The 13,343-nt window shown below is 32.8% G+C and carries 14 protein-coding genes; 6 read left to right on the forward strand and 8 right to left on the reverse strand.

Annotated elements, in window-relative coordinates; all coding sequences use genetic code 11:
* Positions 1 to 43: 43 nt before the first annotated feature.
* Positions 44 to 970, forward strand: a complete 927-nt coding sequence (locus tag B2741_RS09680) for a CPBP family intramembrane glutamic endopeptidase (protein WP_291138247.1) — start codon at positions 44 to 46, stop codon at positions 968 to 970.
* A complete protein-coding gene (locus B2741_RS09685; RefSeq protein WP_291138251.1) occupies positions 954 to 2,009 on the forward strand; it encodes an AMP-binding protein in 1,056 nt (351 codons plus the stop codon). Before B2741_RS09680 ends, B2741_RS09685 begins: the two co-directional genes overlap by 17 nt.
* Before the next feature lie 84 nt (positions 2,010 to 2,093).
* Here B2741_RS09685 and B2741_RS09690 read toward each other — a convergent pair whose 3' ends face one another.
* The 3 genes from B2741_RS09690 to B2741_RS09700 all read right to left on the reverse strand — a co-directional run bounded on the left by B2741_RS09690 (position 2,094) and on the right by B2741_RS09700 (position 5,972).
* Entirely contained in the window at positions 2,094 to 2,516 is a 423-nt protein-coding gene (locus B2741_RS09690) for a DoxX family protein (RefSeq protein WP_291138252.1), read from the reverse strand.
* Positions 2,517 to 2,617: 101 nt separating this feature from the next.
* Positions 2,618 to 4,237, reverse strand: coding sequence for a M1 family metallopeptidase (locus tag B2741_RS09695; RefSeq protein ID WP_291138253.1), 1,620 nt, complete (start codon positions 4,235 to 4,237; stop codon positions 2,618 to 2,620).
* 67 nt (positions 4,238 to 4,304) lie between these two features.
* Complete coding sequence (locus tag B2741_RS09700; protein WP_291138254.1) at positions 4,305 to 5,972, reverse strand: RluA family pseudouridine synthase; 1,668 nt, start codon at positions 5,970 to 5,972, stop codon at positions 4,305 to 4,307.
* 56 nt (positions 5,973 to 6,028) lie between these two features.
* Between B2741_RS09700 and B2741_RS09705 the strand changes: the two genes are divergently transcribed.
* Both B2741_RS09705 and B2741_RS09710 read left to right on the forward strand, forming a co-directional pair.
* On the forward strand, positions 6,029 to 6,265 hold the full coding sequence (locus B2741_RS09705) for a hypothetical protein (protein WP_291138255.1): 237 nt from the start codon (positions 6,029 to 6,031) through the stop codon (positions 6,263 to 6,265).
* Entirely contained in the window at positions 6,262 to 6,540 is a 279-nt protein-coding gene (locus tag B2741_RS09710) for a type II toxin-antitoxin system RelE/ParE family toxin (RefSeq protein ID WP_291138256.1), read from the forward strand. Before B2741_RS09705 ends, B2741_RS09710 begins: the two co-directional genes overlap by 4 nt.
* Before the next feature lie 65 nt (positions 6,541 to 6,605).
* On the opposite strand, the gene B2741_RS09715 is transcribed toward B2741_RS09710, so the two are convergent.
* The 4 genes from B2741_RS09715 to prfB all read right to left on the reverse strand — a co-directional run bounded on the left by B2741_RS09715 (position 6,606) and on the right by prfB (position 10,983).
* Entirely contained in the window at positions 6,606 to 8,234 is a 1,629-nt protein-coding gene (locus B2741_RS09715) for an acyl-CoA carboxylase subunit beta (protein ID WP_291138257.1), read from the reverse strand.
* A gap of 98 nt (positions 8,235 to 8,332) precedes the next feature.
* A complete protein-coding gene (gene yiaA / locus B2741_RS09720; RefSeq protein WP_111567178.1) occupies positions 8,333 to 8,737 on the reverse strand; it encodes an inner membrane protein YiaA in 405 nt (134 codons plus the stop codon).
* 27 nt (positions 8,738 to 8,764) lie between these two features.
* Positions 8,765 to 9,763, reverse strand: a complete 999-nt coding sequence (lpxD, locus tag B2741_RS09725; protein WP_291138258.1) for a UDP-3-O-(3-hydroxymyristoyl)glucosamine N-acyltransferase — start codon at positions 9,761 to 9,763, stop codon at positions 8,765 to 8,767.
* Positions 9,764 to 9,887: 124 nt separating this feature from the next.
* Positions 9,888 to 10,983 (reverse strand): peptide chain release factor 2 gene (prfB, locus tag B2741_RS09730; protein ID WP_290820260.1). Its coding sequence is split into 2 segments (ribosomal slippage): positions 9,888 to 10,919 and positions 10,921 to 10,983, totalling 1,095 coding nucleotides; the frame shifts between segments, so codons are not numbered across the junction.
* Between the two features lie 47 nt (positions 10,984 to 11,030).
* Here prfB and B2741_RS09735 point away from each other — a divergent pair.
* Positions 11,031 to 12,056 (forward strand): threonine aldolase family protein, encoded by a 1,026-nt coding sequence (locus B2741_RS09735; RefSeq protein WP_291138259.1) that lies wholly within the window; start codon positions 11,031 to 11,033, stop codon positions 12,054 to 12,056.
* 86 nt (positions 12,057 to 12,142) lie between these two features.
* Positions 12,143 to 12,916, forward strand: coding sequence for a sulfite exporter TauE/SafE family protein (locus tag B2741_RS09740; protein WP_291138260.1), 774 nt, complete (start codon positions 12,143 to 12,145; stop codon positions 12,914 to 12,916).
* On the opposite strand, the gene B2741_RS09745 is transcribed toward B2741_RS09740, so the two are convergent.
* Complete coding sequence (locus tag B2741_RS09745) at positions 12,909 to 13,232, reverse strand: YbaB/EbfC family nucleoid-associated protein (protein ID WP_291138261.1); 324 nt, start codon at positions 13,230 to 13,232, stop codon at positions 12,909 to 12,911. The genes B2741_RS09740 and B2741_RS09745 overlap by 8 nt on opposite strands.
* Between the last annotated feature and the right edge of the window lie 111 nt (positions 13,233 to 13,343).

The raw sequence follows: 13,343 nt of genomic DNA on the forward strand, positions 1-13,343 counted from the left end.
AAAAATAGTACTTTAGTAGCAAACTTAAGAACAGTAAAAAATCATGTACATTGAACAATTAAAAAACAGAAAATATAGTTTAGGTAGTTATATTCCAATTCCGCTTGGATTTATTTTATTGATGTTTTTCAACTTTATTATGTCTGATGGAGTAGATACTAATGAAGTTATTCAGCAGACTATAAGCATGATAGGAATAAATTTGACTTTCGTTGTGTTAGTAGGACCACTTGCCTTTGGTTTATTGTTAGTCCTTTTTTGGGTTAAATTTGTTCAAGGGCAAACTTTAACTAGCTTAACCACGTCGAGAGCCAAAGTAGATTGGAAACGTATTTTTTTCTCATTTTTCTTATGGGGAAGTATCACGACTGCCATGATTTTAGCACTTTATTATACCCAACCCGAAAATTTTGTTTGGAATTTTAAACCCGAAAAGTTTTTCATTTTTTTAATTCTGGCAATAATTTTAGTACCAATGCAAACAAGTTTTGAGGAATATCTTTTTAGAGCCCATATGATGCAAGGAATTGGTTTAGCCACTAATAGCAGATTAATCCCTTTGATTGTTACTTCGGTTTTATTTGGTTTAATGCACATTGCAAATCCTGAAGTGGGAAAAATTGGTTACATCATTATGGTATATTATATAGGAACTGGTTTTTTCTTAGGAATTATGACTTTAATGGATGAAGGATTGGAATTGGCTTTAGGATTTCACGCCGCAAATAACTTAGTAGGAGCATTGCTATTAACGGCAGATTGGACCGCTTTTCAAACCAATTCTCTTCTAAAAGATTTATCAGAACCATCAGCGGGTTTTGATGTTTTAACACCTGTTTTCGTCATATTTCCTATTTTACTTTTTATTTTTTCTAAGATGTACAATTGGAAAAATTGGAAAGAAAAATTGACTGGTAAATTAATTGTAACTAATGAAATAGATACTATCACAAATGATTCCACATTATAAAAACATTCACAATCGTTTTAAAATCAATGGTATTCATTTAGATAAAGAAGCGCTTTTTCAATTGGCTTATAGTTCTATTAAAGAAGGAGAGGCTTATGAAAAAGAGTTGGGTGAATTTTTATTAGATTGGTTAGACGATAAAGAGACCATACAATTAACAACTTCGGGAACTACTGGAGCGCCTAAAATCATTACAATAAAAAAGGAATCAATGGTACATTCTGCAATTGCTACCGGAAATTTCTTTGATTTGCATCCTCAAGACAAAGCTTTATTATGCCTGTCAACACGTTATATTGCTGGAAAAATGATGATTGTTCGTGCTATGATGATTGGTTTAGAGTTAGATATCATAGCGCCAAGTTCTAATTTAGATGAATTTTTATCAGATAAATGTTATGATTTTGTTGCAATTGTACCGCTTCAAGCTGAAAATAGTTTGGATAAATTAAATCAGTTTAAGAAAATAATTATTGGAGGAGCTAAAGTATCAGACGATTTAGCTTTGAAACTAAGAGATTTAGATGCAAAAATCTATGAAACGTATGGAATGACCGAAACCATTACGCATATTGCCGCTAAAAGGGTAGGAGAAACATATTTTAACACTTTAGAACATGTTGCAATTACTGTAGATAATAGAAGTTGTTTAGTAATTGATGCGCCAAGTATAACAAATGAAAAAATAGTTACCAATGACATTGTAGAAATTTTTAATGCGAGGCAATTCAAATGGTTAGGTCGTTATGATAATGTGATTAATAGTGGGGGAGTCAAATTATTTCCAGAACAAATTGAAACTAAATTAGCTTCAAAAATTTCCAATCGTTTTTTTATTACAGGTTTACCTGATGCAGTTTTGGGAACAAAAGTAGTTTTAGTTATTGAAGGTGAAAAATATAAAATTGTACCTTCAATTTTTGATTTGTTAGATAAATTTGAGAAGCCAAAAGAGGTGCACTTTGTTTCAGAATTTGTAGAGACTGAAACCCAAAAAATTAATCGTTTTCAAACACTAAAAAAAATAAAGGTTGTATAAAATGGAAATATAGTACTTATGCGAATGGATTATGAAGTTACAATATAAGTTCAATATCTAAGATTCTATACAACCTTAAAGTAATTATTCCTCCATTTTTAAATAATAATCAACAGAATGTTTTCCGCTGCCAAAGAATATGAAAAATATACTAGTCGCAAGCGCTAGCATGGATTGAACAAAATCTGACGTATTAAACTCTCCAATAAAATTTATTATGAGAGCACCAAATAATATAGGTAATTGGACCCATATAGACCAACGTGTTAAGAAGCCAATGATTATCATTACTCCTCCTGCCATGTGTGCCATTGCAACATAATGAATTAGTAGCATTTCACTACCAAAGTTTCCCACAGTATTTAGAATTTCATGAAGGTATTTTTTATCAACTATAAAAGAAATTCCTTTTAAAAATAAGAAACCACCTAAAAAAAACCTTAATAAATCTAATGTAATACATGTGTTTGCATTAGCCCATTTATTCAACTCTCTAATTCTAGTCATAAATAAACTGATTAAAATTATACAGAGCTAATTTACTAAAAATTAACACATTATGTTTTTGTTGCAACGTTAATAAAAACATAAATTAATAAAAAAGAAGACTAATTGTCTTCTTTAATTTTAACATAAAACTGATTGTCATAAATTTGAAAACTCTTTTTGCTGAGTTTTTTCAGTTTAATTTTTTGTTCTTTTAATGTTGGATTTAATCTGATTTTTTTGTCTTCAAAGCCAATATCAATAGGCATGTTGAAGTCTTCATTTGCATTATCCCAAGAATAATATAAATAGTCTCCTTTAATTTTATAGATAAAAACAGGAACCTGATTTGTATATAAATATTGTCTAAATACAGGTGTTAAATTTGTACCAGAAGACTTGTTAAAGTAGTCTATTACGGTATCAGACGTAATAATTTTCTTTTTGAAAGTTTCCGAATAATCATATACCATTTTCCACCATTTTTCATCATCGCCAATAATGTGTCTTAATGTGTTTAATAATAATGAACCTTTGTAATACATATCACCCGAACCTTCATTGTTCACTCCGTATTGTCCAATAATTGGTTTGTCGTTACGTACATTTTTAGCTTGGCCATTAATGTATTTCATAGCATCATCATAGCCTTTTATACACTCAATAAATACTGTTTCAGAGTATGTTGTAAAGCCTTCATGAATCCACATATCTGCAATATCCATACTAGTAATGCTGTTTCCAAACCATTCATGGCCTGTTTCGTGAATCGTAATGTAGTCAAAAAACATACCTACTCCAGTTCCTGATAAATCAAATCCCATATAACCCTTTTTGTACTTATTGCCATAAGCAACAGCGCTTTGGTGTTCCATACCTAAATAAGGGGTTTCTACTAATTTGTAGCCATCTTCCCAAAACGGATAGCGACCAAATTTCGACTGAAAACACTCCATCATAGGCTTCACTTCCATAAAATGTTCGCGAGCTTTCGCTTCGTTTTCTCTTAACACATAATAATCTAAGTCTAAATCAGGCATTTTATCCTGAATGTGAACATAATCGGCAATATTTACCGTTATCGTGTAATTATTAATTGGATTTTTAACTTCCCAATCCCAACGCGTGTAACCATTTTTTAAATCTTGAGAACCTAAAAAGCGTCCGTTTGAAACATTCATTAGACCATTTGGAACTGCTACTTTTATGGAAGCTCCATTATCGGGTTCGTCAGTTTGTGAATCTTTTACCGGATACCACAAACTTGCTCCAGTTCCTTGAACTGCAACGGCTATAAAATCTTTACCTGCTTTATCTTTTGAAAACACAAAACCTCCATCCCAAGGTGCATTTTTGGCAATTCTTGGATTTCCAGAATAGTAAAATTTTAATTTATGATTTGATCTTGAAGCTAACTTTTCTGGAAAATCAATAAAAACGGCATCATTGTCGCGTTTGTAATTTAATTTTTTAGCATTCCAAACAATTGAATCCACTTTCATATTTTCAAATAAATCTACTTGAATTTTTTGAGTAGGAATTACCACGTCAAAAGTAATTTCATTGAATCCCTTAATACTTTTTTGTTCAGGATTTATGATAATATTTAAATCATAACGTTTTACATCATACGATGTTCTTTCAATACGTAAACCACCTTGAAGTGAATCACGACGGGTAAATTGTGCATTAATTTGTTGGATTCCTAATAATGTGAGGATAACTAAAAAACTGTTTTTCATGGGTGTTGATTTCAAAATCTAAATATAAGAGTTTGAATTGGAAAAAATGTTACAAAAAGATCAAATTTTAAAATTCTGAAGGTACAGTAATAGTAAGTTTTTCTTTTGTAATTGGGTGTATAAAAGTCAAACTTTCCGCATGTAAATGTAATCTATTGGCTTTTGAACCATACAAGTCATCGCCAAGAATAGGAGTTTTTAAACCCAATTCATGTGATGCATGCACTCGTAATTGATGAGTTCTCCCAGTAATAGGATAGAAGTATACTAAAGTTTGGTTATTTCTGACTTCAATTTTTTTCCATTTCGTTTGTGCTGGTTTTCCATGTTCGTAACAAACCAATTGTCTAGGTCGGTCGTCCAAATCTACTCGAAGCGGTAAATCAATAAAGCCTTCGTTTTCTTCTAAAATTCCATCTAATAAAGCAATGTATCGTTTTTTAATAGTTCTTTTAATAAATTGACTTTGCAATTTTACATAGGTTTCTTCGTCTTTTGCAATTAACATCAAACCTGAAGTCGACATGTCTAATCGATGCACAATTAATGGTCCGGTTGCATTTGGATACAATTCTTTCACTCTTTGGTAAACAGAATCCGATATGATTTTTCCAGGAACTGATAAAAATTCAGCTGGTTTGTTTATTACTGCTAATACTTTATCTTCAAAAACTATTTCTATGTCTTTTCCTTCCGCTGGATTTTCCTGAAACGGATTTGCTTCTATATCCAAGCCTTTTAACATGTGAGACATTAATATTGGTTCACATTTACTTTTACAAGCCGGATAAAATTGTTTATGTTTTCTAATTTCTGATTTTGGCGATTGTCCCCACCAAAATTCAGCCATAGCAATGGGGTTTAAATTATGTTCGAAAGCGTAATGTAATAACTTGGGAGCAGCACATTCTCCAGCTCCAGCAGGCGGATTATTGTTGAAGATTTCTCCAATGCTTTTCCGTTCGCCAAATTGATTCAAAAACGAATATTCGGCAAAAAGTTTTTGTTGTAATGCACCCGATTTTTGTCGGCGTTCTTCTTTTAATTGATTTATTTCATCTAAAAGTAAATTGACTTCTTTTTGTGCCTTTTCGATTTGAAAATTCCAATATTTGGTCATCTTTTTGAGTAAAATGCTTTCTTTTTTGCTTTCTTCCGAAAGTTCGAATTCTAATTGTTCAATTTCAGATGAAGATAAATTGGTGAATGAAATTCGTTTTTCATCGCGTTCTAATTTTAATCTTTTGATTTTATCCTTTTGATTTTGAATATCGGTTAAAGCTTCTATTTTAGTAACATCTAATTGATTTTTTTTGCTTTGAAGTTCGTCTGAATTTTCTAAAATTCCGATTTGACGATTGATAGCATTTAAAACTTCTTCTTCTTTTCTGAAAAAACCATCTTCGTGTAACATATCAAAAATCGTTGGAACAAAATAGGAATGATGATTCACACCAGCCAATTTCCCAGAGAAAGCCCATAAATAGCCTAATTCTCCTTCTTCATTTTGACAAACTAAAATCCCAAACATTTTTCCAATTACTAAACCTTCTTGATTTTCTTTCAATCCGAAATTATGTTCAAAATCAGTTTGTGTTTCTAAATACGCTTGCAATTCAGTTGAAGCAATGATGCTCAATTCATGCGGTTCGTAATAAAATGGAAATGTAAATTTTTCGGGTAAAGAAATACCTGAAATATTGGTTTTGAAGGGTTGGATTAATGATTTTGACATGATGCAAAGATAAAGTAATTGAAATAATATTTATCTTTGTGTAAATCAGTTTACTCATGAATATCGAAACACACAGAAAAAGCATCATTCATAGGATTTTGGATGTCCAAAATGAAGTTGTTTTGGATAAAATTGACCAACTTTTAAATGAAGAAGGTTATATATATGATGTAACAGGAAAGTTGTTATCTGTTTCAGATTATAAGCAAGAAATTGAGGCTATTCTTAAAGTTTCAGAAGAAAATGATGTGTATAATTCCGAAGCAATAAGAAATAAGATTTTTAAGAAATGAAATCTGTTGTTTGGTCAAAAGCTTCTTTAGATTCCCTCGAAAGAATTCATAATTTTATTTTTAAAAATAGTCCTCAAAATGCCGAAATGGTAGTTGATACTTTGTTAAATTTAGGAGACGATTTAGCAAAGTTTCCAGAAAGAAATCCTAGAGAACCTTTATTTAATGACGATACAATTCGATATTTTCCAAAATGGAATTTTAAAATTGTATATCGTATAGAAGAAAATAGAATTTTGATTATCAATATTTATTCTGCCAAGATGAATTGGTAATAAAAAAGAATTTCACGAATTAACACTGATTTATTTGTGCAAATTCGTGAAATTCATATTATAAATTAAACTTGAATCACGCCTAAATTAAATTGCTTCTCAATAGGAGCGTGGTTAGCCGCTTCAATTCCCATAGAAATCCAATTTCTAGTTTCTAATGGATCAATAATGGCATCTGTCCACAAACGAGAAGCTGCGTAATATGGCGAAACTTGTTCGTCGTATCTAGCTTTAATCTTATCAAACAATTCTTTTTCTTTTACTTCATCAATAACTTCGCCTTTTGCTTTTAAAGAAGAAGCTTCAATTTGTGCTAATACTTTCGCAGCTTGCGTTCCACCCATAACGGCTAATTCAGCACTTGGCCAAGCGAAAATTAATCTTGGATCATAAGCTTTTCCACACATGGCATAATTTCCTGCTCCGTATGAATTTCCAACGATTACAGTGAATTTTGGCACAACCGAATTTGCCATCGCATTTACCATTTTAGCACCATCTTTGATAATTCCTCCATGTTCTGATTTGGATCCTACCATAAATCCGGTAACATCTTGCACAAATACTAATGGAATTTTCTTTTGGTTACAATTCGCAATAAAACGTGTGGCTTTGTCAGCAGAATCGGAATAAATGGCTCCACCAAATTGCATTTCGCCTTTAGCATTTTTTACAATTTTTCGTTGATTTGCGACAATTCCAACTGCCCAACCATCGATACGAGCGTAAGCTGTAATTAAGGTTTTACCATAATCGCCTTTATATTCGTCAAATTCTGAATTATCTACCAAACGTTTGATGATTTCATACATATCGTATTGGTCAGCTCTCGATTTTGGTAAAATTCCATAAATATCTTTGGGTTCTAAAGCTGGTTTTTCGGCTTTCACACGATTGTATCCTGCTTTATCGAAATCGCCAATTTTGCCTACGATACTTTTAATTCTATTTAAAGCATCTTTATCATCTTTAGCCTTATAATCCGTCACACCCGAAATTTCACAATGAGTTGTTGCGCCTCCAAGAGTTTCGTTATCAATAGTTTCTCCAATAGCGGCTTTTACTAAATAACTTCCAGCTAAGAAAATACTTCCAGTTTTATCTACAATCATGGCTTCATCGCTCATAATTGGTAAATAAGCACCACCCGCAACGCAACTTCCCATTACAGCGGCAATTTGGGTAATTCCCATACTGCTCATAATCGCATTATTTCTAAAAATACGACCAAAATGTTCTTTATCAGGAAAAATTTCGTCTTGCATTGGTAAATAAACACCAGCCGAATCCACTAAATAAATAATTGGTAAACGGTTTTCCATGGCAATTTCTTGTGCACGAAGATTCTTTTTTCCTGTAATTGGAAACCAAGCACCTGCTTTTACAGTAGCATCATTAGCTACAACAATACATTGTTTTCCAGAAATAAATCCGATTTTTACAACAACTCCTCCAGAAGGACAACCGCCGTGTTCTTTATACATACCATCTCCAACAAAAGCACCAATTTCAATGCTTTTTGCTTTTTCATCTAAAAGATAATCGATGCGTTCACGTGCTGTCATTTTGCCTTCAGCATGTAATTTTTCGATACGTTTTGGTCCGCCACCTAATTTAACTTGAGCAAATCTGTTTTTTAAATCGGAAAGTAAAAGTTTGTTATGATCTTCGTTTTTATTGAAATTAATGTCCATTTGGGTTTTGTTGTTTTATTGGTTGGCTAAAATACGAAATCCATCTGAAAAATAAATTCTTTAGATGGATTTCAAATAAATTTAACTAATGTTAATTTTTATTGTTGTGAATTAGTATCTCTAGCTTGACTATCTCTTGTGTTTTTTTGTACAGTAATGGCTCCAAAAATGGATAGCAAAAACGAAAAAGCATAGAACCCTTTTTCACTTGGGAGTAAAGTAGCATTCCATAAGCCTACAATTAGTAAAACAATTGATAATATGGTGGCAAACCAGCAAATTCCATAGTATAAATCGGTTACAGGAATGTTTTCTAACCGGTCTCTAACACTTTTTTGTAAAGAAACCACAGCGAAAAGTCCGAACATTAAAACTGTGAAGTAATATCCTTTTTCATTTAACAGCATATCAGCTCTGAATAATCCGATTAAATAACCAATCATTCCAGTTCCTAATGCAATCCAAGATGCAGCAATAAAAGCCGCAGAAGGTTTTTGATACATAGATTTAAATTTATAGTTGTTGTAATTTTATTTTTTAGAATCGTTTACCATTCTTTTTAAAATTGCCCATTGTCTTAATGCGTCTTTAGCATCAATTGCAGGGTATCCTAACATTGTCTTACCTGCTTCAACATCGGCAGCAACACCAGAACCAGCGCCAATAATTGCGCCATCTCCAATAGTTGTGTGGTCTTTGATAGAAGCACTTCCGCCAATGATAACGCCATTTCCAAGTGTTACCGAACCTGCTAATCCACTGTTTCCTGCCATAATACAGAACATTCCTAATTTAGAATTATGTCCAATTTGAACCAAATTATCAATTTTACATCCATCACCTAAAATAGTTGAACTGAATTTGCCTCTATCTACAGATGAGTTGGCACCGATTTCTACATTATTTCCAATAATTACATTTCCAATTTGCGGAATTTTCACCAATCCTTTTTCAGGATCAGGACGGAAACCAAAACCATCTGCCCCAATAGTTGCATTAGGATGAATAATACAATCATTTCCAATATGACAACGCTCTCTTACTACAGCGCCAGACCAAATTGTTGTGTTTTTACCAATAGTACATTCGTCTAAAATCGTAACATTTGGATACAGAGCAGTATTTTCTTCTATGGTTACATTTGGACCAACATAACAATTTGCACCAATTTTTACATTGTTACCAATTTTTGCAGTTTCGTCAATGGTAGCGGTTGAATGAATATTTGTTTTGAAAACGGGTGGAGGAGGAGCAAAAAGCGTTAAAACTTGCGACATGGCTAAATCGGCATTTTTTACTTTAATGAACGCTCTGTTTTCTCCCGGTTCGATTGAAATGTCTTCATTTACAACAGCAACACATGCTTTTGAAGTGGCCCAGAATTTTTCATATTTTTTGTTTCCAATGAACGAAATTTCAGTTTCATTAGCTACTTCTAATTGTTCAGGTGCAGTAATTTTTGTTGTTATTGAACCCACGATTGTTCCTTTTAGAACTTCGTTGATTTCTTCGATTGTAAATTGTTTCATTTTTAAGTTTGATTGGTAAATTTTGTCTAAAATATAAAAAGATTTTAGTTTTTTTAAATATTGTATAAAAAAATCCGAATTTCAATAACTGAAATTCGGATTTATAAGATTTGATTTATCTGAATTATTCCTCTTTTTGTCCCATCATCATTAAATAGGCTTTTAAGAAATTATCGATTTCTCCATTCATAATACCTTCAACATCACTCGATTCATAGCCCGAGCGAACGTCTTTAACTAATTTATATGGATGCATTACATAATTTCGAATTTGCGAACCCCATTCAATTTTCATTTTTCCAGCTTCGATGTCACTTCGTTGCGCTTGTTGTTTTTTAAGCTCAATTTCATACAACTGCGATTTCAACATTTGCATCGCACGTTGACGGTTATCTTGTTGCGAACGCGTCTCCGAACATTGAATTTGAATTCCGGTTGGTTTGTGGAACAATTGTACTTTGGTTTCTACCTTATTTACATTTTGCCCACCAGCACCACTCGAACGAGAAGTAATGATTTCAATATCAGCAGGATTGATTTCAATCTCGATAGAATCATCCACCAAAGGATACACATAAACCGAAGCAAATGAAGTATGACGTTTCGCATTACTATCAAAAGGAGAAATTCGCACCAAACGATGCACACCGTTTTCACCTTTTAAATAACCAAAAGCAAAATCGCCTTCAAATTCTAACGTTACGGTTTTAATTCCCGCAACATCACCTTCTTGAAAGTTCAATTCTCTGATTTTGTAGCCTTGTTTTTCGCCCCACATTAAATACATTCGCATTAGCATAGAAGCCCAATCACAACTTTCGGTTCCACCAGCACCAGCCGTAATTTGCAATACAGCACTCATGCTATCTCCTTCATCGGAAAGCATGTTTCTAAATTCTAAATCTTCAATATGATTTAAAGTGTGTTGGTAAAGCGTTTCAACTTCTTCTTCTGTGACATCTCCTTCTTTGAAGAAATCCATCATAATTTGAAGTTCTTCAGAGAATTCTAATCCTTTGTTATAATCTTCCACCCATTTCTTTTTCGTACGTAGGTTTCGGATGATAATTTCGGCTTCTTTGGCGTTGTTCCAAAAATCGGGAGCGAAGGTTTTTTCTTCCTCGTTAGTTATTTCAATCGTTTTGGCATCAATGTCAAAGATACCTCCTTAACGCACCAAGGCGATCAATAATATCTCTGACTTGTTCTGTATTTATCATAAATATTGTAGTTTTACAGAACAAAAATAGCTATTCTTTTTTATTCTATGGAAATAAATTTAGTAAGTGATACCGTAACGAAGCCTTCTGTTGAGATGTTAAACGCCATGTTTAATGCTAAAGTAGGCGATGATGTATATAAACAAGACCCAACAGTCAATGAGTTAGAAGAAACTTTGGCCGATTTGTTTGGGATGGAAGCCGCTTTGTTTTTTCCTTCGGGAACTATGGCAAATCAGACAGCGATTAAGTTACATACACAACCAGGCGAACAAGTAATTTGCGATAAATACTCGCACATTTATCATTATGAAGGTGGTGGCGCATCATTTAATAGTGGGGTTTCATGTTGTTTGGTTGATGGAAATCGCGGTAAGATTACGGCTGATTTGGTTAAAAACGGAATCAATGATCCAGAATTTTATCATGCGCCTTTAACTTCGTTAGTAAGTATTGAAAATACAACCAATAAAGGTGGTGGTGCTTGTTACGACTTACAACCTTTGCAAGAAATTAAGCAAGTTTGCATCGACCATAATTTGAAGTACCATTTAGATGGTGCGCGTTTGTGGAATGCTTTGGTAGCAAAAAAGCAACATCCGAAGCAGTTTGGTGAATTGTTTAACACGATTTCAGTTTGTTTATCAAAAGGATTGGGTGCGCCAGTAGGTTCGGTTTTATTAGGAAGCAAAGAAGATATGCATCGGGCTTTGCGTATTAGAAAGATTTTTGGTGGCAATATGCGTCAATCTGGATATTTGGCTGCCGCTGGATTGTTTGCGTTGCAAAATAACATCAGTCGTTTAGAAATTGACCACAGAAGAGCCAAAGAATTAGGCAGTTTATTAGAAAAAATGCCTTGGGTTGCCAATGTGGAACCCGTGGAAACCAATATTTTGATTTTTGGCTTACAACCTTCTGTGGATGAAAAGCTTTTCATGGAAAAATTGAAACAAAAAGGGATTGCGATTAGTTCTATGGGACATGGAAAGCTAAGAATTGTAACGCATTTGGATTATAAAGAAGTGATGCATGAATATGTAATGGAAGTTTTTTCTAAATTGTCTTTTTAATTTTTTGGAACACAGATTTAAGAAATTGAAATAATTTGTAAAATTAAACTTGAAACCTGAAACTTCAAACTTGAAATAATAATTTTATGGAAATCATAATCATATCAATCGTAGCATTTTTAACCGCTATTCTGACTTTTTTCTCAGGTTTTGGATTGGGAACTTTATTAACTCCGGTTTTTATGCTCTTTTTTCCAGTTGATATTGCGATAGGTTTGTGTGGATTGGTTCATTTTGCTAATAATTTATTTAAGTTTTTCTTGGTTGGGAAACACGCTAGTAAAGAAGTTTTACTAAAATTTGGAATTCCTGCAATTATTGCCGCTTTTGTTGGTTCTTGGTTGTTGTTGCAAATTTCCGATTTAGAACCTTTGTTTAGTTACTCGCTTTTTGGAAAACAATTAGACGTTTTTCCAGTGAAATTTATCATTGCCATTTTATTAGTGATTTTCGCGCTTTTAGACTTGATTCCGTATTTAAGTAAATTAGAGTTTGGTAAAGATAAATTGCCTTTAGGTGGAATTTTAAGCGGTTTTTTCGGTGGACTTTCTGGACATCAAGGTGCTTTGCGAAGTGCGTTTTTGATTAAAGCTGGTTTATCCAAAGAAAGTTTTATCGCCACAGGAATTGTAGTCTCAATGTTTATTGATTTTACCCGATTGAGTGTTTATGCTTCGAAAATTACGACTTATACTTTGTATGAGAATAAAGTATTGTTGATTTCGGCAACGCTTTGTGCTATTACTGGGGCATATTTGGGTAACCAACTTTTAAAGAAAGTTACCCTAAAATTTCTCCAAGTTTTTGTTGCTGTTTTGTTGATTTTAGTAGCAATTGCTTTAGGAATGGGAATTATTTAAACATATCCATTCCTGGAATATTTGGCATGCCTTCTTTAGCAACTGCAGCTAACTCAGCTTCGTGAACATTTGTTGCCTTTTCAATGGCTTTGTTTAAAACGTTAACTAAATAATCTTCAAGCATTTCCTTGTTATTAAGTAAATCATCACTTACAGTAATATTTTTGATTTTTCGATTAGCGGTTAAGGTAACTTCTAGCAGGCCATCGCTACTTTTTTCATCAATTAAAACAAAATCTAAACGCTTCTTTGTTTCTTCTACTTTTTGTTGGGTTTCTTTAAGTTTCCCCATCATGCCCATAATATCTCCAAACATAATTTTTATTTTTTTATTCCGACAAAAATACTAAATTAGCAGTTAATAATTATTGTAAAACTTCATGAAAAAAATCACTTATTTCCTTTTAGGTTGTGTTATTTTTGCTCC

Source organism: Flavobacterium sp. UBA7663, from assembly GCF_002483315.1.
Classification (GTDB): domain Bacteria; phylum Bacteroidota; class Bacteroidia; order Flavobacteriales; family Flavobacteriaceae; genus Flavobacterium.